The sequence below is a fragment of the Sphingobium fuliginis genome (assembly GCF_004152845.1).
GTDB classification, from domain to species: domain Bacteria; phylum Pseudomonadota; class Alphaproteobacteria; order Sphingomonadales; family Sphingomonadaceae; genus Sphingobium; species Sphingobium fuliginis.
Genome location: NZ_SEON01000005.1, coordinates 329562 through 350891, shown reverse-complemented (window position 1 = coordinate 350891; position 21330 = coordinate 329562). Strand labels below are relative to the sequence as shown.

The following is a 21330-nucleotide window of genomic DNA, read 5'->3' as shown; positions in this document are numbered from 1 at the left end:
ACCCTTCGAATGTGCGGAATTGCGGGCATTTTCCACCTTGAAACGGCCAAGCCGGTCGATCCGGCGCGGGTCGGGCTGATGCTGGACGCCATGCCGTGGCGCGGGCCGGACGACAGCGGCATCTGGACCGCGCCCGGCGTCGGGCTGGGCCATCTGCGCCTCTCGATCATCGATCTGGGCAGCGGCGCGCAGCCCATGCTGACGGAGGATGACAGCCTGGCCGTCGTCTTCAACGGCGAAATCTATAATTTTCGGGAAGTCCGCACGGAACTGGAGGCCAAGGGCCACGTCTTCCGCACGCATAGCGATACGGAGGTCATCCTGCACGGCTATCGCCAATGGGGCGAGGCCTGCGTAGAGAAGTTCAACGGCATGTTCGCCTTTGCCCTGTTCGACGCGCGGGCGCAGGCGCTCTGGCTGGTGCGCGACCGGCTGGGGGTGAAGCCGCTCCATTATGCGCTGCTGTCCGACGGCAGCCTGATCTTCGGTTCGGAACTGAAGAGCCTGCTCGCCCATCCCCTATTGCGGCGTGCGCCGGACCTGTCGGCGGTCGAGGATTATCTCGCTTACGGCTATGTGCCCGACGACGCCTGCCTGGTCGCAGGCGTGCGCAAGCTGGGCGCGGGCGAGACGCTGCGCATCGTGCGCGGGCGGCCCCTGCCGCAGCCGCAGCGCTATTGGGACGTCAGCTTCGCCGACCGCAGCAGGGCGAAGCCGGAGGCGCTGGAGGAGGAACTCGTCGCGCTGATGCGACAGGCGGTCCGATCCCGGATGGTGGCGGACGTGCCGCTGGGCGCCTTCCTGTCGGGCGGAGTGGACAGCAGCAGCGTCGTCGCGCTGATGGCGGAGGCGTCGAAACAGGCGGTCAAGACCTGCACCATCGGTTTCGACGTCAGGGAACTGGACGAGACCGCCTATGCCGACAGGGTGGCGCGGCGCTTCGCCACCGACCATCGCACCCGCATCGTATCGCCCGATGATTATGGACTGATCGACACGCTGGCGCTCCATTTCGACGAACCCTTTGCCGATGCTTCCGCGCTGCCGACCTACCGGGTGTGCGAACTGGCGCGGGAGCAGGTGACGGTGGCGCTCTCCGGAGACGGCGCGGACGAGGCCTTTGCCGGCTATCGGCGGCATCGGTTCCAGATGCAGGGCGAAAGGCTGCGCTCGCTGATCCCGGCTTCGGTGCGGCAACCGCTGTTCGGGACTTTGGGCCGCTGGTATCCCAAGGCCGACTGGGCGCCCCGCCCCCTGCGCGCGAAATCGACCCTGCTCGAACTGGCGGGGGAGGGCGGGGAAGCCTATGCCGCATCGGTCGGCGTGACGCCCCATGCGCTGCGGCAGCGGATGTTCAGCCAGGACATGAAGACCCGGCTCGGCGCCTATCGGGCGGAAGATCGCTATATCAGGACCATGGCGGAAGCGCCCGCGCGCGATCCGCTGGACCGGGCGCAATATGCCGACATTCGCATATGGCTGCCGGGCGACATCCTGACCAAGACCGACCGGATGAGCATGGCGGTCAGCCTGGAGGCGCGGGAGCCCCTGCTCGACCACCGGCTGGTCGAGTTCGCCGCGCGGCTCCCCGTGGCGCAACGGATTCGCGGGAACAGCGGCAAATATCTGATGAAGAAGGCGATGGAGCCTTTCCTGCCGCAGGACATACTCTACCGCCCGAAAATGGGCTTCGTGACCCCGATCAGCGCCTGGTTCCGTGGACCGCTGGCGGGCGAGGCTACGGCGATCGCCGGAGGATCGGCATTGGCGAAGACCGGCTGGTTCGACGCGAAGATGCTCGGCAAGATCGCGGCGGATCATAAGGCCGGGCTGGCCGATCATGGGCGGCTGCTGTGGCAGTTGCTGATGCTCGACAAGGCTTTGGGAAGGTTGTTTGCGCTTTGATCCGGACGATGCACGCCCCTGCGAAGGCAGGAGCCCGATCGCAAGGTCAGAGCCGGGTTCCTGCCTTCGCAGGAAGCCGTTGATCTCCATTCAAACTCTTGAAAGCTGCTCCGACCAGTGCCAACGGAGCGGACACGCCAAGCTGATCAGGGTCCATAAGTGACAGTCTCCAAGGAAATATTGCGGGTGCGCCTGTACCTGCTGTGTCTGCTGGGGGACATGGCGGGGCTTTTCCTGTCCTTTCTGCTCGCCAATTATCTGGTGCTGGGCGCATGGCTGGGCGAACCGGGCAAGCCGCACGGCATCGTCATGTTCGCGATGATCGCGCCGCTTTACGTGCTGCTCGGCGTGCAGGGCGGCGCCTATGGCATCCATATGCTGGAGGATCTGCGGCGCGGCATTTTCCGGGGGTTGATGGCGCTGGCGCAGGCGGCGATGCTGATGCTGCTGATCGTCTATCTGGGGAAGATCGCGGAACAGCTTTCGCGTCTGACCTTCATCGTCGGCCTGGGCATTTCGGCAGTTGGCGTGGCGGCCGTCCGACTCGCCATCGGGCGGCTCGGCGCGCATCTGCTGGGCGAGGTGCCGCATCTGACCGTGGTCATCATGGACGGCGTGACCATCGACACCGGCCCGCACATGCATGTGATCGAGGCTGGGGCAGCCGGCCTGCAGCCCAAGGGGCATGACGCGGACATGGCGGCGCGGCTCGCCGCCGCCGTGGGCATGGCGGAACGGGTGATCGTCGCCTGCCCGATGGAGCGGATGGACGACTGGTCGGTGGCGCTCAAGTCCCTGTCGGCGCGGGGCGAGATCGTCGTGCCGGAACTGCTGCGCTTCGCCCCGGCGCGGGTGGACGAGTTCGACGGTCAGCCGACGATCATCGTCGCGGGCGGGCCGTTCCAGTTCCGCGACCGCCTGATCAAGCGGTTCTTCGACATCGTCGTCGCGACGGCGGCCACCATCGCGCTTTCCCCGGTGCTGATCGCGGCGGCGCTGGCGGTGAAGCTGACCAGTCCCGGCCCGATCATCTTCCGCCAGCCGCGCATCGGCCGCGACGCCCGGCCGTTCAACATCTATAAATTCCGCTCCATGCGGACGGAGGCGAGCGACCGGACGGCCGACAAGCTGACGGCGCGCGATGACGATCGGGTGACGGCTGTGGGCCGTTTCCTGCGCCAGACCAGCATCGATGAGCTGCCGCAACTGTTCAACGTGCTGCGCGGCGACATGAGCATCGTCGGCCCGCGCCCCCATGCGGCCGCCGCGAAGGCCGGCGACCGCCTCTATTGGGAGGTGGACGAGCGCTATTGGGAGCGGCATTGCATCAAGCCGGGCATGACCGGACTGGCGCAGGTGCGCGGCCATCGCGGATCGACCGACCATCATCAGGACCTGATCGACCGGCTCCAGTCGGACCTGGAATATGTCACCAAATGGTCGATCTGGCGCGACCTGCGCATCATCGTCGCGACCATCGGCGTGCTGGTGCACCACAAGGCCTATTGAGGGATGGGCCTGTTGACGGACAGCATCGACCTGATCGCGGCCCTGGCGCTGCTGCTCTCGCTGGTGGCGGTGGCTTGGCCGTTTCTCTTCTACCCCCTGATCCTGCGCCTGCTGCCGACAAAGGCGGAGCAGCCGGCCGCTGGGCCGCCGCCATCCGCATCGCTGCTCTTCTGCGCTTATAATGAGGCAGCGGCGATGCCGGAAAAACTGGCCAATCTGGCGATGTTGAAGGCGCGCCATCCGGCGCTGGAAATACTGGCCTTCGACGACGGCTCGTCGGACGAGACGGCGGCGCTGATCGAAGCGCGGGGCGATCTGGTGACGCTGCTGCGCGGGCCGGGGCGCAGCGGCAAGGCGCATGGCATGAAGCTGCTGGCGGCGCGGGCGCAGGGCGATGTGCTGATCTTCACCGACGCCAATGTGATGCTGGACCCCGACGCCATCGACAATCTGCTGGCGCGCTATGCCGATCCGGACATCGGGGGCGTGCTGGGGTCCCTGCATTATATGGGCGATGGGGAAAGCGCCACAGCCTCGGTCGGGTCGCTCTACTGGCGGATCGAGGAACGGTTGAAGGACGAGGAATCGCGCACCGGCAATGTGCTGGGGGCCGACGGGTCGATCTTCTCCATCCGGCGGGCGCTCTATCCCGACTTTCCCGACAGCGTGCTGGACGATCTGACGGTGTCGATGGCGGTGGTCTTCGCCGGCAAGCGGCTGGTGAAGGCGAAGGACGTGATCGCCCGGGAGCGGCTGGTGGCGGCGCGTGGCGACGAATATCGGCGCAAGGTGCGCATCGCCGCCCGCGCCTGGCATACGCACAGCCATTTGCGGCCGCAATTGCGACGGATGCGCGGGGTCGACAGGTTCAAATATGCCTCGCGCAAGATCGTACGATGGTTCGGCGGTCTCTTCATACTGACGGGGATCGTCGCGGCGGGGACGCTGGCGATGCGGATTTCCCCGATGCTCTACATGGTTGGCGGGCTGACTGGGGTATTCATCCTGTGGCGCGGGCTGCGGTCCAGGGGCGGACCCTTCGCGGCGGCGGTGGACATCGTGCTCGCCTATTTCGCGACCTTGCAGGGCGTGGCCAAGGCGATGACGGGGCGAACCGTGACTATCTGGAACCCCGCCAAGTCGCGCTGATTCCCGCCTTTGCGGGATGTCGGGCCTGATGGGCCACGCACAACGGAATCGCTCGCCAAAGCGGCGGCATATTGTATAGGCCGGTGCCAACTGCTTTTTGGAGCCAAGGCGTGATCACTTTCCAGCGGGTGGCGAAAGCCGCCGGCAAGCATCTGACCCGGACAATGCTGGCCGTGCGCAAGGCCATGGGCGCGCGGGCGAACCGGGCCTGCCCGGCCTGTGGGCAGGCGGTGGTGGGGTTTTTCCGCTATGGCGACAATGCCGAATGGGGCTGTCCGAACTGCGGCGCTTCCCCGCGCGAACGGTTGATGAACCATCTGATCGTGGGCCATGTGCTGACCGTGCCGGAACAGGGCGCGGTGCTGCACATGGCGCCCAATGAAGGCAGCCTGGTGCGCCGCTTCTCCACTGTCGCCGACTATACCCCCGCCGATCTCGATCCCGGCCGCTACCATGTGCCGAACATGCGGCGCGTCGACCTGATGGCGCTCGACGCCAGCGACCGCTACGACCTTTTCTATGCCAGCCATGTGATGGAGCATGTGCCGGACGATCATGCCGTGCTGCGCAACATCCATCGCGCGCTGAAGCCCGGCGGCGAAGCCTGGCTGATCGTCCCATTATGGGACAGGCCGACTGAGGATGGCAGCTTCGACATGCCTCCGCGCGAACGTGAACGGCGTTTCGGCCAATGGGACCATGTGCGCCAATATGGCCCGGATTTTGCCGACCGCATCCGGGCCGCCGGCTTCGATCTGGAGGAGATCGACGCCAGCGCCATCGACGCCGATACCCGGCATTATTTTGCGCTGGACGACAGGCTGTTCCGCGCGCGCAAGCCGCTCGCGACCGGCGCCCGGTGAGCATGCCGCCCGGCAGCGCGCTTGCCCGGATGGAGGGGTCGGCGCGCATCCTTGCCCTGATCAAGCTCGCCAATGTCGGGCTGACCCTGATCTGGGGCTTTGCCGTCACCTATGTGTTCGTGCGCGCCCTGCCGCTGCGCGAGTTCCAGTCCTTCCTGCTGCTGGTGGCGTTCGGCAATTTCACCATCTCCGCCGAGTTCGGCCTGACGAGTATCGTCTATGCGCGGCTGCGGCGGCATTGGTTGGGGAATTTGGGGTCGGGGAATTTGGGGTCGGGGAATTTGGGGCCGGCGAATTTGGGGCCGGGCCAGGACGGGGCGGGCGGATTCCGGCTGGAGGAAATGGGCGTCCTGTTCCTGTTCCTTGGCCTGCTGATCGTCGGCGGCCTGGCGATCCTGTCGGTTTCACTGGCGGCGGGCGGATTGCGCACGGGCATGCCGCTGCTGTTCCTGCTCTTCTTCCTCTCCGCCTGTCTCAACCTGCCCGCGCTGCTCGCCAAAAGGGCGCTTGCGGCGGTGGACGGCAATTTCCTCTGGGAAGCGCTGGATTGCCTGCGCCGGGTGATGACCATCGCGCTGCTGCTGTTCATCCTGCAAGGGCTGGACCCGCGCGTCTCCGTCGCCCTGCAACTTTGCGTGAGTGCAGCGGTGATCGGCTATGCCATCGCCCTGGTGCATCGGCGCCTCGGCATGGAGGCGCGGCACTGGCTGTCCTTCAGGGTCGGTGGCGGCCATGTCAGGCGCCATTATCTGCGGGACATCGGCGCATCGGCTGCCTTCACCATTTCCGAAATCCTCGCCTATAACGCGCCTTATTTCACCATCGCCGCCGCGACCCATGACGCGCGGCCGATGTTGATCTTCGACTTTTTCTTCAAGATGTCCCGCTCGCTTTCCATGCTCGTCAGGGCGACCGTGGAGGCGGCCTTGCCCCGGATCACCCGCGCTTTTCATGCAGGCGACGGGGTAAGGCTGCGTCAGTTGATGGTGCGGGCGCTTGGCGCAGCGCTTTTCTTCGCGGTCGCCGCTTCGGCGGCCTTGCTGCTGCTGGGCGAATGGCTGTTCGCAAAGCTGTTCGACGGCCGCGCGGCGATCGACCGGATCGACCTGCTGCTGATCGGCGGGGCGCTGCTCGCGCTCGCCCTGATCTGCGTGTCCGTCTATGTGCAGGGCGCGCTGGGACGGTTCACGCTGCTGCTCGGCCGGTCCTTGCCCTTCCTCGCCGGTTCGCTGCTCAGCGTGCCGCTGGCCCGGATATTCGCGCCGGAGCGGTTCGACCTGCTGTTCCTGATCCTCTACACGCTGACCCTGTTCGCCGCCGCATTCATCCACGGCCTTTCCCTGCGCCAGTTGATGGGGAAGCGCGCATGAAGGTCGCGATGTGCGATCCGTCGCTCTTCACCGGCCGCTATGACGACAGCCTCTGCGCGGCGATGGCGGCAGAGGGCGTGGAGGTCACCCTGCTCGGTCGACCGATGCGGGAGACGGATGCCATCGTGCCGCAGGGCTATCGCTATGAGCCGCGCTTCTTCCGCCGGAGCGAGACCCTGCGCCAGCGCATCGGCGAAGGTCGGGCCTTCCGCCTGCTCAAGGCCGCGGAATATGGGCTCAGCTGCGCGCTGGGCGACCTTACCCCACTGGCCAGGGCCGATGTGGCGCACATGCAATGGCTGCCGCTTGCGCCCGCCGACCGGATCATGTTGCGGCGGTTGAAGGGCAGGACCGCGCTGGTCCATACCGTGCACAATGCCGATGCCTATCATGCCGACGCCGGGGTGCAGGGCAGGGGCTATCGCGGCCTGCTCGACATGTTCGACGCGCTGATCGTCCATGGCGGGACGACGCGGACCGCGCTGGAGCGGCAGGGCATCGATCCGAAACGCATCCATGTGACGCCGCATCCGCCGATGCGACTTGCGACGGCCGGGACGGAGGATCTGGCGCAGGTGCCCGACGCTGTCCTGCCGCGCCTGCTCTTCTTCGGCACGATCCGCCCCTATAAGGGCGTCGACCTGCTGCTCCAGGCGTGCCTGTCGCTCTGGAGCGCCGGGCATCGTTTCGAACTGGTGCTGGCGGGCAAGCCGTTCATGGACATCGCCCCGCTGCTCGACAGCGTCCATGCCGCCGGCTTTGGCGAGCGGCTGATCGCCGATCTCGCTTTTCTCACCGAACAACGGCTCGACGCCCATATGGCGAAGGCGGACATATTGGTCTTCCCCTATCGGCATATCGACAGCAGCGGCGCTTTCCTGTCGGCCCTGCACCATGGCAAGGCGATGGTCACGTCGGACGCCGGCATGTTCGCCGGCCTGCCGGAGGAAGTCGCCGTCAGGACCCCGGCGGGAAATGCACCCGCGCTTGCGCAAGCCCTCTTGCCCCTCGTAGAAAGCGCGGCCATCAGGCAGGCTTTGGGAGCGCGTGCGCGCACCTATGGAGATTCAATGGGCAATTGGAAGGACATGGCGCTGGCCACCATCGCCATCTACCGCAGCGTGACCGGGAAATGAGCCGCCATGTCCGGGAACTGCGCAACCGGGCGCTGGCGGTGCGGCTGGCGCTGGCGGGACGGGTGCATCAATATCCGGAAATCCAGGCGCTGCGCCGTTTCCTGAGCGCCTTCGCGGTCGATTGCGTGTTCGATGTCGGCGCCAACCGGGGCCAATATGCGACGATGCTGCGCAAGGATGCGGGCTTTGACGGCACGATATTGTCCTTCGAACCCAATCCGGACATCTTCTCCGAACTGGAACGGAATGCCTCGTCCGACCGTCAATGGCATGTGTTCAACATGGCCCTGTCGGATTTCGACGGCATGGCGAGCTTCAACATCATGGCGGCCGACCAGTTCAGTTCGCTGAAGACGCCGTCCGGGGAACAGGACGCGATCTTCGCCGAACGCAACAGGGTGACGCGCTCGGTCGACATGCAATGCCGCCGGTTGGAAAGCCTGCTGCCCGAACTGAAGCGCGCCTATGGCTTCACCCGACCCTTTCTCAAGATGGATACGCAGGGGCATGACCTGTCCGTCTGCGAAGGCGCAGGCGATGCGCTCCACGACATGGCGGGCGTGCAGACCGAACTCGGTGTCCGGCCGATCTATGAAGGCGGGACCGGCTATCGCGCGATGATCGACTGGCTGGCGGAGCATGGCTTCGTCCCCTCCGCCTTCTTCGCCAACAACAAGGGGCATTTCCCCCTGCTGGTCGAGATGGACGGCATTTTCGTCAATCGGGCGCTGCTGCCGCAGGAAGGCTGATGTTCAATCGGTTGCGCCCCATCAGTGCCACCCGTCTGCTCCTTGCGGGCGCGATCGGGCTGACGCTCTGGCTGGGCGCGACCTTCCTCTGGCATGTGACCTACAGGCAGGGCATCAGCCTGGCGGTCATCCTGTTCCTCGATCAGGATTTTCCGGCGCTTCTGGGCGCATTGCTGCTGCTGACGCTGGCCGCCCCCTTTGCGGAGGGTCTGGGCTGGCGCCTGCCTGCGCCGCGCGCGCGCATAATGGTGCCGCTGGTGCTGCTGTTCGGCCTGATCGCCTGGGCGGGCCATTACTGGCTGTTCCAGGACTATTCCATCTCCCGCGACGAGGAGGTCGCCCGCTTCGCCGCCGCCTATATGCGGGAGGGTTTCCTGGCCCGCCCGATCCCGATGGAGTGGGAGGCCTATCGCCGGGCGATCATGCCCGAATTTTTCTCTCCCTTCGGCGCGGCGGATTATTGGACCGCGGCCTATCTGCCGGTGAACAGCGCGATCCAGGCGCTGTTCTGGCAATTGGGCGACCCGAATCTGGCCGGGCCGGTGCTGCTGATGGCGGGGCTGTTCGCGCTGTGGCGGGTGGCGCTGCACCTTTTCCCCGACAGGCCCGACGCGGTCTGGGTGACGATGCTGCTGGGCCTGTCTTCGGCACAGCTCTGGGTCACGGCGATGACGCCCTACGCCATGACCGGGCATTTCGCGCTCAACATGATCTGGCTGGCGCTGGTGCTGCGCGGCGGGCTGATCGGGCATCTGAGCGCCGGGGTGGTCGCGCTGGCGGCGGCGGGGCTGCACCAGTGGCATTTCCCGCCGATCTTCATCGCGCCCTTCATTCTCTGGATGCTGCTTGGGAAACGGTGGAAGGTCGCGATCTTCCACATCCTCGTGCTGGCTGCCATCGTCATAGTCTGGGCGAAGCTATGGCCGGCCTTCCTGACGCATGTGCTGGGGCAGCCGACCGACGTGCGTCCTTCCGCAGGCGTGGCGGACAAGGTGGGCAGCCTGTTCGAGCGGTTGGGCGACCGCTGGCAGCCGCTGGTGAATCTCAGCCGCTTTGCCGCCTGGAACAATATATTGATGGTGCCGCTGGCGACGCTGGGCGTCTTCGCGATGCGCTGGCGCAAGGCGATCCGGGGGCAGGAGATCGCGCTGCCGCTGGCGCTGGGCTGCTTCGCCGGATGCGCCCTCGCCCTGGCGCAGGGCTATGGCTGGGGCTATCGCTACGCCCATGGCTTCATCGGGCCTTTCTGCCTGCTGGCGGGTCTTGGCTGGGCGCGTTTCCGGACCGGCGCCATGCGCCCCATGTTCCTGGGCGCGGCCATAACATTGCTCAGCAGCGCCTTTCTCGTGTGGCGGACGCACGGCTTCGTCGCGCCCTATGCCGCAAGCCACAGGATGATCGACGCTTCCAGGGCCGATGTCGTGCTGGTCGACCCGCGCGGCGGGCTTTACGTGACGGACCTGGTGCGGGGACGCAACGGCGTGCCGGGCAAGCCGATGGTGATGAACCTCGGCATGCTGACGCTCGAGCAGGTGGACAATCTCTGCAGGAATTATGTGGTGGAACTGTTCGACCGCGCGGAGTTCCGGCCCCTTGGCGTACCGCTGGCGCGATGGAATCTGGGGCGCATGGACGCGCTGCGGGCGCATATGAAGGAAGAGGGCTGCGACAAGCCGGTCCAGCCGCCGCTGCCGGAAACGGAGGAAGAAGCGTTCAACGCGGCGGGGGCTGTGCTTTGATCCTGTCGTCGTCCCAGCATTGAACGGCCGGCAGTGAACGGGATGACGCCATGTTGGCCGCCGCTACTGCCCCTTCACATAGACCCGCTTGCCGCCGATCCACGTCTCCAGCACTTGCGTCCCGCGAATCTCGACCGGACTTGACGTGGAAATATCCCGGTCGATCAGCAGGAAATCCGCCCGCTGCCCCGGCACCAGACTGCCGAAGCGCTTTTCCGCGAAGCCCGCATAGGCTGCCGTCCTGGTGAAACCGTCCAGCGCCGCCTCGAAGCTTACCCGCTGTTCCGGCATCCATCCGCCTGCCGGCTGCCCCGATGCATCTTCCCGCGTCATGGCGGCGGCGATGCCGGGAAAGGGATTGGGGCTTTCCACCGGTACATCCGACCCGAAGGCCAGCGGCACGCGATTGTCCAGCATCGCCTTCCACGCATAGGCGCCCTTCAGCCGCGCCTCGCCCAGCCGCGCCGTGGCCATGCGCCAGTCGGAGGTCTGATGCACCGGTTGCATCGACGCGACGATGCCATATTGCCCGAAGCGCGGCAGTTCCGCCGGATCGACGATCTGCGCATGCTCGATGCGCCAGCGCCGGTCGCCCTTGTAGGTTTCGCTGAGTTCCTGCACCGCATCCAGCACTTCGCTGTTCGCCGCGTCGCCGATGGCGTGGACCGCGATCTGGAAATTGTCCATCGCCGCCCGGCTCATGATGTTGCGAAGCTGGGTGGACGGGATCATCGCCAGACCGCGCTGCCCCGGCGCATCGGCATAGTCCGCCTTCAGCCAGGCCCCCCGCGATCCAAGCGCGCCATCCAGGATCAGCTTGACCCCGCCCATGCGCAGATGATCGTCATAGAGCCAGGGCGTCGGCTCAGGCCCGGCGATCAGCACCATATTCTCAAGGCCATAGGCATAGGACATGATCCGCACCCGCAGCGCGCCGCGGTCCGCCGAACGGCGAAAGGCCTGCCAGTCGTCGATGCTGGTGCCCATGTCGGCAATGCCGGTAATGCCTTGCCGCAGCAGCGCCTGCTGCGCCTTCTCCAGCGCGATGTCGCGATCCTTGGGCGCCGGCGGGGGCACGACGCGCGTGATCAGATCCATCGCCTTGTCGACGAACACGCCCGCAGGCTTTCCCGCCGCCATTTCGATCCGGCCGCCGGGTGGCGCCTTGGTCGCCGCGGTGACGGCCGCCGCCTTGATCGCCAGCGAATTGGCCCAGCCCGCATGGCCGTCGACCCGTTCCAGCCAGACCGGAACGTCGCTGACCGCAGCATCCAGCTCGGCCGCCGTCGGAAAACGGCCCAGGCCCCAAAGCTCCTGATTCCAGCCCTTGCCGATGATCCATTTCCGGCCCGTATTGGCGGCGGCATAGGCCCTGATCTTCGCCTGCGCCTCCGCCAGCGATTTGGTTTCCGAAAGGTCCAGCGTGATCAGCGACAGGCCATAGCCCATCACATGCCCATGGGCGTCGATCAGCCCGGGGATCAGCGTCTTGCCGCCCGCGTCCAGCTTGAAGTCGGGGCGGCTGGGCTGTGCCTGCTCCGGCTCGTTCTTCTTCCGCTTCCGGGGGCGCGGCTGCTCCGGCTCCCGATAGCGGTCGGGCAGCAGCTTATCCACCTTGCCCTCATCGTCGATGGTGAGCGCCCGGAAACGCACCACGCGGCCATTGGCATCCAGCGCGATGCCGTTCACATTGTCGATGATGCCCGAAGCCAGCGCAGGGACGGGCAGCGTCAGGGCAAGGGCGACGGCAATCCTGCGTCCGTTCGCGCGGAGCTTGCCGCCGCGGCGCATTGTCCTTGGGTCAAGCCCGGGGCGGACGGCGCTGCTGGTCATGCCGGCCTTGTTCATGCCCGCGTGATCCGCCGAACGAGCGCGCTGGTGTCCTGCCGGTGGCCCCCCATGGCCTGCACATCGGCATAGAATTGATCGATCAGCGCCGTCACCGGCAGGGTGGCGCCATTGGCCCGCGCTTCCTCCAGCGCCAGCCCCAGATCCTTGCGCATCCAATCCACCGCAAAGCCGAAATCGAAACTGTCCGCCGCCATCGTCTTCCAATGCTTGTCCATCTGCCAGCTTTGCGCCGCGCCGCCGGAAATCGCCTCGAACAATGTGTCGAGGTCCAGTTCAGCCGCCTGCGCGAACCGCAGCGCTTCGGCCAGGCCCTGCACAACGCCCGCGATGCAGATCTGGTTCACCATCTTGGCGGTCTGCCCCGCGCCTGCCTTCCCGACATGGACGATGCGCGGCGCATAGGCCTGCATCACGATCCGGGCGGCTGCGATCGCGGGCTCGCTGCCCCCGCACATGACTGCAAGGCTGCCCTTTTCCGCCCCGGCCTGACCGCCGGTCACCGGCGCGTCGACGCAATGCAGCCCCCGGCTCTCGCCCTCCACGAACAATTGCCGCGCGATCCGCGCCGACACCGTCGTATGGTCGATGAACAGGCCGCCCGGCTTCATCGAGCGAAAGGCGCCGTCGCGGCCCAGGGTGATCTGGCTCAGATCGTCGTCGGTGCCGACGCAACTGATGACGATCTCCGCATCCTCCGCAGCCTTGGCCGGGTTGATCGCGACCGCGCCGCCATAGGCCTCCGCCCAGCGCTTCGCCTTGCCGATGGAACGGTTGTAGACGGTCAGCTCATGCCCCGCCTTCGCCAGATGCCCCGCAATCGGGCCGCCCATGACGCCCAGGCCGATAAACGCGATTTTAGCCATATGCCTCGATCAGTTGGATGCGCGCCCGCAAGCCATAGGCAGAGTTTTCGGTCAGTGCCAGTTCCTTCCGAAGCAATTTTAAGCTAGGTGGCGCGCCATGAACACGCTGAGCAAGATAGAGAGCGCCGTGCCGCTGCCCATTTCCGTCGACGACATCCTCGCGGCGCGGGTGCGAATTTCCGGCTCCGTCGTGCATACGCCGACGCTGGTCAGCCAGACGCTGTCGGCCATGTTCGGCTGCAAAGTGTATCTGAAGTTCGAAAATCTCCAGTTCACCGCCGCCTACAAGGAACGCGGCGCGCTCAATCGCCTGCTCCAGCTGGATGAGGAGGCGAAGCGGAAGGGCGTGATCGGGGCTTCCGCGGGCAATCACGCGCAGGGCCTGGCCTATCACGGCAAGCGGCTGGGCGTGCCGGTCACCATCGTCATGCCCAACACCACGCCCACGGTGAAGGTCACGCAGACACAGGGTCATGGCGCCACCGTCGTCCAGTTCGGCGAGAAGTTCGACGACGCCTATGCCCATGCGCGGCTGCTGGAGGTCGAGCAGGGCCTGACCTTCGTCCATCCGTTCGACGAACCCGACATCATGGCGGGGCAGGGCACGGTCGCGCTGGAAATGCTGGAGGACGCGCCGGAGATCGACACGCTGATCGTGCCCATCGGCGGCGGCGGCCTGTTTTCGGGGGTGGCGACGGCAGCCAAGGCGATGAAGCCCGACATCAAGGTCTATGGTGTGCAGGCGGAGCTTTATCCGTCGATGTACGACTATATCAAGGGCGCCAACCTGCCCTGTGACGGCGATACGCTGGCGGAGGGCATTGCCGTCAGGGAACCGGGCGAACTCACCCGCCGCTTCGTCGAGCGGCTGGCGGACGATGTGCTGCTGGTCAGCGAGCGCCATCTGGAGGAAGCGGTGAGCCTGCTGCTCCAGATTGAGAAGACGGTGGTGGAGGGTGCGGGCGCCGCCGGCCTCGCGGCGCTGCTGACGCACAAGGAACTGTTCGCCGGGCGCAGCGTCGGGCTGATCCTGACCGGCGGCAATATCGATACGCGGCTGCTGGCCAATGTGCTGCTGCGCGACCTGGCGCGCTCGGGCCGGCTGGCGCGGCTGCGCATCATCCTGCAGGACCGGCCGGGCGCGCTGTTCCATGTGGCGCGGATCTTCGACCAGGAAGCGGTCAACATCCTCGAACTGTCGCACCAGCGGATCTTCACCAATCTGCCTGCCAAGGGCCTCAGCCTCGACGTGGAATGCGAGACGCGGGACGGCGCCCATCTGGAACGCCTGATCGCCGCCCTGCGGGCAGTGGGCTATGAGGTCGCGCCGATCGAGGTCGCCTAGCCTGATTGAAGACTGGGCGAGCAGAAGGGTGGGAAGCGGACACCCACTTTATCCCTCTCCCTTGAGGGAGATGGCTGCGCAGACTTGGCAGCTTGCTGCTTAGTCGTAGCTGGGTGAGGGGTTGCGATCCAACGGATCGCACGGACCGCAGGCCCGCTCCCCCTCGTCTAGATCAGCCTGAACTCCTTCGTCGCCAGGGCTTCCCGTCCTTCTCAAGGGAGAAGGAAGGTCTTGCACTGGCCACTTCCCGCAAAACCCGAAAATAAAGGGAGCCGGCGCGCAGTCCCATGCGCCGGCCCCCCATTTGCGTTGATGCCTTGCGACCCAAGGCTCTCAACGACTGCACCGTACAGACGGCGCAGCGATGCGTTATCCGTGCAGTTTCAGTGCCGTTTCCGCAACGCGCCGGCCCTGATAGCGTGCGCCCGCCAGTTCTTCCTCGCCGGGCTGGCGGCTGCCGTCGCTATCCGCCAGCGTGGTGGCGCCATAGGGTGATCCGCCGCGGACCTTGTCGACGCCCATCTGTCCGGCAAAGCCATAGTCCAGGCCGACGATCACCAGACCGAAATGCAACAGGTTGGTGATGATCGAGAACAGGGTGGTCTCCTGCCCGCCATGCTGGCTGGCCGTCGAGGTGAAAGCGCCGCCTACCTTGCCGTTCAGCGCGCCGCGCGCCCAGAGGCCGCCTGCCTGGTCGAGGAAGGCCGCCATCTGGCTCGACATGCGGCCGAAACGGGTGCCGGTGCCGATGATGATCGCATCATAATCCGCCAGCTCCGCGACAGTGGCGACCGGCGCTTCCTGATCGAGCTTGAAATGAGCGGCTTGCGCCACTTCCAGCGGCGCCGTCTCCGGCACGCGCTTGATGTCGACCTGCGCGCCGGCAGCCGCCGCGCCTTCCGCCACGGCCTTCGCCATCGTCTCGATGTGGCCGTAGGAGGAGTAGTAGAGAACCAGAACCTTTGCCATGAGTATCTCCATTTCGTCTAATGCGTTGATCGTAAAAAGGTTTCGAAAAAATCGGCCGCCCGCGCAGAGGGAGGGGGGAGAAGCGCGGGCGGCCTTTCGGCCCGTCCGGGGGAAGGGGACGGACCTTATTCGCTGTCCACCAGGACGATTTCGGCGTCCTCGATCGCCTTGATGGTGATGGGCGCGCCGCCGATGATCGCAGCGCCGTCGCGCGCCTCGAAGATCTGGCCGTCGATCTCGACCCGCCCGGTCGCCGGAACCAGATAGAGATGACGTCCTTCGGCACTGTCGTAGGTCACGCTTTCGCCCGCCCTGACGGTGCCGCCCAGCAGACGGGCGTCGGCGCGGATGCGCAGCGCTTCCACATCCTCCGCATGGCCGCTTGCCAGGACCACCAGCTTGCCGGACCGGTCGCCCTTCGGAAAGGGCTTGGCGCCCCAGCTCGGCTGGCCGCCGCGACAGCGGGGCGTGACCCAGATCTGAAAGAGCGTCGTCGTCTCTTCTTCCAGATTATATTCGGCATGGCGGATGCCGGTGCCCGCGCTCATCACCTGAACGTCGCCGGCCTCGGTCCGGCCCCTGTTCCCCAGGCTGTCCTGATGGGTGATCGCGCCCTTGCGGACATAGGTGATGATCTCCATGTCCGCATGCGGATGCGGCGGAAAGCCGGAGCGGGGGCCGATTTCATCATCGTTCCAAACCCGGATCGCGCCCCAGTTCATGCGGGCGGGATCATGATAGTCCGCAAAGGAAAAATGGTGCCGCGCGTTCAGCCAGCCATGGTCGGCATGACCGAGGGACGCGAAGGGGCGGCGTTCGATGCGGCTCCCGACTGTCGTGCTCATATTCAGGCCTTTCGATTGCGTTGCCGGAAGGTTCCGGCTTGCTTTCCGCCAATCTAGCGATCAGGATCGTTTCTTGAATAAGCAGCATTGAAACGGATTGTTTCCTTATGCGTCTTCCCGATTTCGAGGCATGGGCGATGTTCGCCGCCGTGGTCGAGCATCGCAGCTTCACCGACGCGGCCAAGGCGCTGAGCGTTTCCAAGGCCACCGTCTCCAAGGCGGTGACGCGGCTGGAGCAGCATCTGGATACCAGCCTGTTCAGCCGCACCAGCCGCCGTCTGGCCCTTACCGAGAGCGGCAAGCGGCTGGCCGAGCATGCGGCGCGCATCCTGTCGGAAGGGCAGGCGGCGGAGGAAGCGGCGAGGGACGAAACGGCCGAACTTTCCGGCACGGTCCGGCTGGGCGCGCCGATGACCTTCGGCCTGCTTCGCGTCGCGCCGCTGGTCGCCGAATTCACGAAGCAGAACCCGCAGGTGGACATCGACCTCCACCTGTCCGATGCGCGCATCGATCTGGTGGAAATGGGCCTGGATGCGACCATCCGCATTGCCGACATGCCGGACAGCTCGCTCCGCGCCCGGCGCCTGGCCGACGTCAAGCTGCATGTCGTGGCATCGCCCGCCTATCTGGCGGAAAGGGGACGCCCCACCCATCCGTCCGACCTCGGCAGCCATGATTGCCTCTGCTATTCCAATACCCCGACGCCCGACGTCTGGCGCTTTTCCGGCCCCGGCCAGCAGAATGTCGTGGTGCAGGTGCGCGTCCGGCTGACGGTCAACAGCGGAGAGGCGATGCTGCCCGCGCTGCGCACCGGCGTCGGCATTGCCCGGCTGCCCGATTTCATTGTCGGGGACGCGCTTGCATCGGGCGAACTGGAGGAGATTCTGGTCGACTGGCGGCCGCCGCCATTCGGCATCCACCTGGTCACGCCGCCATCGCGTCTGCGGCCGGCCCGGGTGGACGCCGTGCTCGATTTCCTTACCCGCCATCATGGCTGTTGAGGACTCGTTCCACAGGTGAATCCATCTTGACTCCATCTGAATCATTTCGGCTGCAAAATGTTGAAAACAGATTCAAAATCCCACGACTCGCGGATTCCTGCCGGTTAGCGAAAAATTAACCTTTGTCCTTCAGAAGTTTTTTGGTTAATGAATTGGAGCGGCCGTCGTTCTCTGGGGGTGAACGGGACTGCTACGCAAAGGGGCTTCACATGCGCGTGCTGCTAATCGAAGACGAACCGACAACCGCGAAGGCGATCGAGCTGATGCTCACGACGGAGGGGTTCAACGTCTATACGACCGACCTTGGCGAAGAGGGTCTCGACCTCGGCAAGCTCTACGACTACGACATCATCTGCCTGGACCTGAACCTGCCGGACATGCATGGCTATGACGTGCTCAAGAAGCTCCGCGCGGCGAAGGTGCAGACGCCGGTGCTGATCCTGTCCGGCGTGGCGGAAATGGACAGCAAGGTCCGCTCCTTCGGCTTCGGCGCCGACGATTATGTGACCAAGCCGTTCCACCGCGAGGAACTGATCGCCCGCATCCATGCGGTCGTGCGCCGGTCCAAGGGCCATTCGCAGTCGGTCATCCGCACTGGAAAGCTGGCGGTCAACCTGGACGCCAAGACCGTGGAGGTGGACGGCAACCGCGTCCACCTGACCGGCAAGGAATATGCGATGCTGGAGCTGCTTTCGCTCCGCAAGGGCACGACGCTGACCAAGGAAATGTTCCTGAACCACCTTTATGGCGGCATGGACGAGCCCGAACTCAAGATCATCGATGTCTTCATCTGCAAGCTGCGCAAGAAGCTGGCGCTGGCCTGCGGCGGGGAGAATTACATCGAAACCGTCTGGGGCCGCGGCTATGTGCTGCGCGATCCGGACGAGGCGGAGGAATTCGCGACCAAAGTCGCCTGATCCGAGCCATTGCGACAGGAAGAAAAGGCTGGCGATCCTGACAGGATCGGCGGCCTTTTTCCTTTTTTCGCCTCTACGGGACGGGCTCCTGGAGCGTTTCCCAGGCAGATGGAATCATCTGCTGACTCGGAAAACGCGACAAAACAAAAACTTAGAGCAGTCGAGCCGATGCAATCGGATCGGAATCCGCTCTTGAGCGCGCTGCGTTAAATCGGACGCAGCAAATGAGCGTCGCGCCATCCAAACGGCCGAATGTGGATCGCCTGCTCAGGCAGAGCGAAATCACCGCCATTTATTATTGGTGTCCGGCCCCTGTAACCGCGTCCGGAATCCGGGCCGCTTCGTCTCCGCCGATGGCCGGAACGCCTCGGGCACCTGATACCCCTCAGCCGGGCGATCGGCGGGGATGCGACTTTTCACCACCTCCGGATTGATCTGCGCCTCCAGATGCACGCCGAAGCTCTGTCCCTTCCGCCATGCGATCTTTCCCTGCGCCGGTCGGCAGTCGGGCAGGAGGATGACGACGCTTTCCCCCACGGCAAGGTCGAGCTCGCACCGCCCGCCAAGGCCCATTTCCGACACGTCGCGAACGAGGATGTCGATCTCGCCATAATCCGGATGACGCATGCGCGCCTTCAGCAGCCGACGCTGGCGGTCATGCAGCCGCTTGGAGGCGAAATCGGAATCCGAAACGGACATTCAGTCCCGTATCTCTTCAATATCTGGTGCCGCGACGCACCTATGGCGACCCTTGGCTCCATTCGACACTGCCGGCCGGACCCATATGAAATGACGGTGTAGACATTCAGGCGCGCCATGAAAAGTGCCATCATCTTAAACCATTTATATCAAAGGCTTTTAGCGTTTCCTTCAGAAAGAGGGAAGGCCGGCGGCCCGATAAGGGTCGCCGGCCTTCGATCAGGCGGTGAGGCGGCAATGCGGCTGAAAGCCGGTCGGGGATATGTCGCCTCCGGGCGAGGTCAGTTGGCCGCCTGATCCGAAGCGGCCGAGCTGGCCGAACCCGAAGCCTGTCCGCCGCCCGAAAGCTGTCCGGAAGCATCGACGGACCCCAGGCCGCTCGCGCCGTTCGCCGCACCGTTGGCCGCGCCCGCGGCGCTGCCGGCGGCATTGCCTGCTGCCGAACGTGTCCGGCTCACGGCGTTGGCGGCGCGGTCCCGCGCTGCTCCTGCGGTGGCGCTGGCGCGGTCCTTGGTTTCGGCGACGGTTCCAGCGGCCCGGTCCCGCGCCGCGCCGGCCGTGTTGCCGGCCTGGTCGCGCAGGCCGCCCACGGCATTGCGCACATCGCCTGTCCCCAGCGTGTCGGCCGTCAGGCTGCCGCCTGCCGATCCGCTGGCGGAGCCCGAAGCGCTGCCGCTGCGGCTCTTGCCATGGCGGCTGACCGATCCGGAGGCGGAACCGCTGCCGCTGCCATGGCCCGAACCGCTGGCGCCGACGCGGCCATTCTCCAGGTCGATGCTGCGGTCGAGGCCGACGCCGCCCGATCCGCCGAGCGTGCCGCCCAACGATCCGCCCGCGCCACCCAGCGCGCCGCCCAGGCCGCCGCCCAGCATGCCGCCGCCACCGCCGCCCAGCAACTGGGCAGAGGCGGGCGCGGCCGTCAGGGCGGCAAGAGCGGCGGTTGCAATCAGGAACTTGACTTTCATCGATCGTCTCCTTGTTCGTTGTCGATCCGATGACAGGACAACGCGACGGCGATCGGATTTAATCCCAAAATGTCGGAAAAAACTTTCAAATCATTGAAAATCAATCATTATTTCTGCAAGTGCCGCAGATGATGCTAAGGCCGGAGCCCCGCTTCGCCTCCGCCCGCAGGGCCGCCACGCTGCCCTTGGCGAACAGCCGTCCCGCCACCAGCGGCGCAGCGAAGGATGTACCGCGGACCTTACCCTTGCCGCCATCGGCCCGGGCCGCATTCATGTCCGCCCCCGGCGCGGCGAAATCCACATGACGGGCCCGCCCCGCCTCGGGCAGGACGCGGCCCCGCCCGTCAATGCCGGTGACGGCGATCACTCCCGCATAGGAGGCCGGATAGGCCGGCGGCGCGGCCGGCCCGTCATTGCCGACCGCCGCAACCACGGACACGCCACGTTCCCGCGCCAGACGGATGGCGCCGGCCAGCAGGGGATTGTCCGGGCCCACCAGGCTCACCGTCACGACATCGGCCCCGCGCGCCGCCATCCAGCCAAGCGCCCGCGCCATTGCGAAGGCGCTGCCGCCCGCCGGGTCGTCGCCATAGACATCGGCCACCAGCAAGGGCGCGCCGGGCGCTGCGCCCCTTATGCTGCCCGTGCCGCTGATGAGGGAGGCGACCGCCGTCCCGTGCGCGCTGGCGCGGGGAGCCCCTCGGGCGAAACCCCGCTGTTCGATCGGGCCGGTCAGGCTGGGGTGCCGGGCCACCCCGCCGTCGATCAGCCCCGCCGCCTTGCCCCCAACCGACGCGGTTTCCGCAAGCGCGGCGGCGGCAAGACCCATGGAAGCGCCGCTGGGGAAATAGAGATTGTCGGCACTGGCCTGCGCTTCCGGGGCGAGGGACCGGACCTGCTTCAACGCACGCGACAGGCTGCGGCCCTGCGGCACGGTCAGGCGGGTCACGGCAAGGTCCAGCCCCTCTATGGCGGCATCTTCCACGCCATAGCCGGCGGAACGCAGCGCGGCGACGCTTTCCGGCCGCGCCCCGGTCAGCAATATGACGCCGCGCCGCGCCGGTTCGCGCCGGTCGTCCAGTTCCACCGAATCGGCATGCCGCCGCACCAGATCGTCGATCCGCGCCGCCCGCGCCGCCAACAGCCGGTCGGCCAGCCGGGCAGGCGACAGCCGCTCAAGCCCGGCCTGATCCAGCGTTCCTTCCACCCGATCCATCACATGCGGCACGATGCCGCCTGCCTGGCCGCTCACCTGACCCAGGGTGCTGCCCGGCGAAGGCAGCAACTGGGCCTGCGCGCCCGGTGCGGTCAGAAGCAAGCCGGCAACGATCCATCGACGCGCGAATTTCATCTCGACCTCTCCACCGCCGGCACTTCCACCATCAGACTGCCTTCCGGTCCTTTCGCTCTCAAAATGATTCATTGCGAAAAAATTTCCGATACAAGATCCATGCT

18 protein-coding genes are annotated in these 21330 nt (G+C 65.9%); 11 read left to right on the top strand and 7 right to left on the bottom strand.

Translation table 11 applies throughout. The features are described from left to right. Positions 1-9: 9 nt before the first annotated feature. The 8 genes from EWH10_RS14565 to EWH10_RS14530 all read left to right on the top strand — a co-directional run bounded on the left by EWH10_RS14565 (position 10) and on the right by EWH10_RS14530 (position 10420). Positions 10-1905, top strand: coding sequence for an XrtA/PEP-CTERM system amidotransferase (locus tag EWH10_RS14565; protein ID WP_044661867.1), 1896 nt, complete (start codon positions 10-12; stop codon positions 1903-1905). A 219-nt stretch (positions 1906-2124) separates the two neighbouring features. Then, complete coding sequence (locus EWH10_RS14560) at positions 2125-3414, top strand: sugar transferase (RefSeq protein ID WP_371873090.1); 1290 nt, start codon at positions 2125-2127, stop codon at positions 3412-3414. 12 nt (positions 3415-3426) lie between these two features. Next, on the top strand, positions 3427-4563 hold the full coding sequence (locus EWH10_RS14555; protein ID WP_229742607.1) for a glycosyltransferase family 2 protein: 1137 nt from the start codon (positions 3427-3429) through the stop codon (positions 4561-4563). A 110-nt stretch (positions 4564-4673) separates the two neighbouring features. Further along, the gene (locus EWH10_RS14550) at positions 4674-5426 is read left to right on the top strand and encodes a class I SAM-dependent methyltransferase (protein WP_044661870.1); all 753 of its coding nucleotides are present in this window, start codon (positions 4674-4676) and stop codon (positions 5424-5426) included. A gap of 2 nt (positions 5427-5428) precedes the next feature. Then, entirely contained in the window at positions 5429-6796 is a 1368-nt protein-coding gene (locus tag EWH10_RS14545) for a pentapeptide repeat-containing protein (protein ID WP_229742631.1), read from the top strand. Further along, the gene (locus EWH10_RS14540) at positions 6793-7932 is read left to right on the top strand and encodes a glycosyltransferase family 4 protein (RefSeq protein WP_044661871.1); all 1140 of its coding nucleotides are present in this window, start codon (positions 6793-6795) and stop codon (positions 7930-7932) included. The genes EWH10_RS14545 and EWH10_RS14540 overlap by 4 nt, the downstream gene beginning before the upstream one ends. Continuing rightward, positions 7929-8681, top strand: coding sequence for an FkbM family methyltransferase (locus EWH10_RS14535; protein ID WP_044661872.1), 753 nt, complete (start codon positions 7929-7931; stop codon positions 8679-8681). The genes EWH10_RS14540 and EWH10_RS14535 overlap by 4 nt, the downstream gene beginning before the upstream one ends. Then, positions 8681-10420: a hypothetical protein gene (locus tag EWH10_RS14530; protein ID WP_044661873.1), complete on the top strand. Its 1740-nt coding sequence runs from the start codon at positions 8681-8683 to the stop codon at positions 10418-10420. Before EWH10_RS14535 ends, EWH10_RS14530 begins: the two co-directional genes overlap by 1 nt. Positions 10421-10483: 63 nt before the next feature. Here the strand turns inward: EWH10_RS14530 and EWH10_RS14525 are convergent, their stop codons facing one another. Both EWH10_RS14525 and EWH10_RS14520 read right to left on the bottom strand, forming a co-directional pair. Continuing rightward, positions 10484-12211, bottom strand: a complete 1728-nt coding sequence (locus EWH10_RS14525; RefSeq protein ID WP_044663089.1) for an amidohydrolase — start codon at positions 12209-12211, stop codon at positions 10484-10486. A 53-nt stretch (positions 12212-12264) separates the two neighbouring features. Beyond that, on the bottom strand, positions 12265-13134 hold the full coding sequence (locus tag EWH10_RS14520) for an NAD(P)-dependent oxidoreductase (protein ID WP_044661874.1): 870 nt from the start codon (positions 13132-13134) through the stop codon (positions 12265-12267). A gap of 97 nt (positions 13135-13231) precedes the next feature. Here EWH10_RS14520 and EWH10_RS14515 point away from each other — a divergent pair, with 97 nt between their 5' ends. Further along, positions 13232-14479, top strand: coding sequence for a threonine ammonia-lyase (locus EWH10_RS14515; RefSeq protein WP_044661875.1), 1248 nt, complete (start codon positions 13232-13234; stop codon positions 14477-14479). Positions 14480-14848: 369 nt separating this feature from the next. Here EWH10_RS14515 and wrbA read toward each other — a convergent pair whose 3' ends face one another. Beyond that, on the bottom strand, positions 14849-15448 hold the full coding sequence (wrbA, locus tag EWH10_RS14510) for an NAD(P)H:quinone oxidoreductase (RefSeq protein ID WP_025549661.1): 600 nt from the start codon (positions 15446-15448) through the stop codon (positions 14849-14851). 125 nt (positions 15449-15573) lie between these two features. Then, positions 15574-16293 carry a pirin family protein gene (locus EWH10_RS14505; protein WP_044661876.1) on the bottom strand — a complete coding sequence of 240 codons (720 nt, stop codon included), beginning with the start codon at positions 16291-16293 and terminating at the stop codon, positions 15574-15576. 107 nt (positions 16294-16400) lie between these two features. On the opposite strand from EWH10_RS14505, the gene EWH10_RS14500 reads away from it, so the two are divergent. Continuing rightward, a complete protein-coding gene (locus tag EWH10_RS14500) occupies positions 16401-17294 on the top strand; it encodes a LysR family transcriptional regulator (protein ID WP_130030055.1) in 894 nt (297 codons plus the stop codon). 209 nt (positions 17295-17503) lie between these two features. Then, positions 17504-18211, top strand: coding sequence for a response regulator transcription factor CtrA (gene ctrA, locus EWH10_RS14495; protein WP_025549663.1), 708 nt, complete (start codon positions 17504-17506; stop codon positions 18209-18211). A gap of 282 nt (positions 18212-18493) precedes the next feature. On the opposite strand, the gene EWH10_RS14490 is transcribed toward ctrA, so the two are convergent. From EWH10_RS14490 to EWH10_RS14480, 3 genes are all read right to left on the bottom strand, one after another. Beyond that, entirely contained in the window at positions 18494-18910 is a 417-nt protein-coding gene (locus tag EWH10_RS14490; RefSeq protein ID WP_044661878.1) for a hypothetical protein, read from the bottom strand. A 281-nt stretch (positions 18911-19191) separates the two neighbouring features. After that, on the bottom strand, positions 19192-19875 hold the full coding sequence (locus tag EWH10_RS14485; RefSeq protein WP_044661879.1) for a hypothetical protein: 684 nt from the start codon (positions 19873-19875) through the stop codon (positions 19192-19194). Between the two features lie 100 nt (positions 19876-19975). Then, positions 19976-21298, bottom strand: a complete 1323-nt coding sequence (locus EWH10_RS14480; RefSeq protein ID WP_044661880.1) for a S8 family serine peptidase — start codon at positions 21296-21298, stop codon at positions 19976-19978. Positions 21299-21330: the final 32 nt, after the last annotated feature.

Coding starts and splice junctions, on each gene's coding strand:
- EWH10_RS14565 (WP_044661867.1), top strand. CDS start 10: ATGTGCGGAATTGCGGGCATTTTCCACCTTGAAACGGCCAAGCCGGTC.
- EWH10_RS14560 (WP_371873090.1), top strand. CDS start 2,125: ATGGCGGGGCTTTTCCTGTCCTTTCTGCTCGCCAATTATCTGGTGCTG.
- EWH10_RS14545 (WP_229742631.1), top strand. CDS start 5,429: ATGCCGCCCGGCAGCGCGCTTGCCCGGATGGAGGGGTCGGCGCGCATC.
- EWH10_RS14540 (WP_044661871.1), top strand. CDS start 6,793: ATGAAGGTCGCGATGTGCGATCCGTCGCTCTTCACCGGCCGCTATGAC.
- EWH10_RS14535 (WP_044661872.1), top strand. CDS start 7,929: ATGAGCCGCCATGTCCGGGAACTGCGCAACCGGGCGCTGGCGGTGCGG.
- EWH10_RS14530 (WP_044661873.1), top strand. CDS start 8,681: ATGTTCAATCGGTTGCGCCCCATCAGTGCCACCCGTCTGCTCCTTGCG.
- EWH10_RS14525 (WP_044663089.1), bottom strand. CDS start 12,211: ATGCGCCGCGGCGGCAAGCTCCGCGCGAACGGACGCAGGATTGCCGTC.
- EWH10_RS14520 (WP_044661874.1), bottom strand. CDS start 13,134: ATGGCTAAAATCGCGTTTATCGGCCTGGGCGTCATGGGCGGCCCGATT.
- EWH10_RS14515 (WP_044661875.1), top strand. CDS start 13,232: ATGAACACGCTGAGCAAGATAGAGAGCGCCGTGCCGCTGCCCATTTCC.
- wrbA (WP_025549661.1), bottom strand. CDS start 15,448: ATGGCAAAGGTTCTGGTTCTCTACTACTCCTCCTACGGCCACATCGAG.
- EWH10_RS14505 (WP_044661876.1), bottom strand. CDS start 16,293: ATGAGCACGACAGTCGGGAGCCGCATCGAACGCCGCCCCTTCGCGTCC.
- EWH10_RS14500 (WP_130030055.1), top strand. CDS start 16,401: ATGCGTCTTCCCGATTTCGAGGCATGGGCGATGTTCGCCGCCGTGGTC.
- ctrA (WP_025549663.1), top strand. CDS start 17,504: ATGCGCGTGCTGCTAATCGAAGACGAACCGACAACCGCGAAGGCGATC.
- EWH10_RS14490 (WP_044661878.1), bottom strand. CDS start 18,910: ATGTCCGTTTCGGATTCCGATTTCGCCTCCAAGCGGCTGCATGACCGC.
- EWH10_RS14485 (WP_044661879.1), bottom strand. CDS start 19,875: ATGAAAGTCAAGTTCCTGATTGCAACCGCCGCTCTTGCCGCCCTGACG.
- EWH10_RS14480 (WP_044661880.1), bottom strand. CDS start 21,298: ATGAATCATTTTGAGAGCGAAAGGACCGGAAGGCAGTCTGATGGTGGA.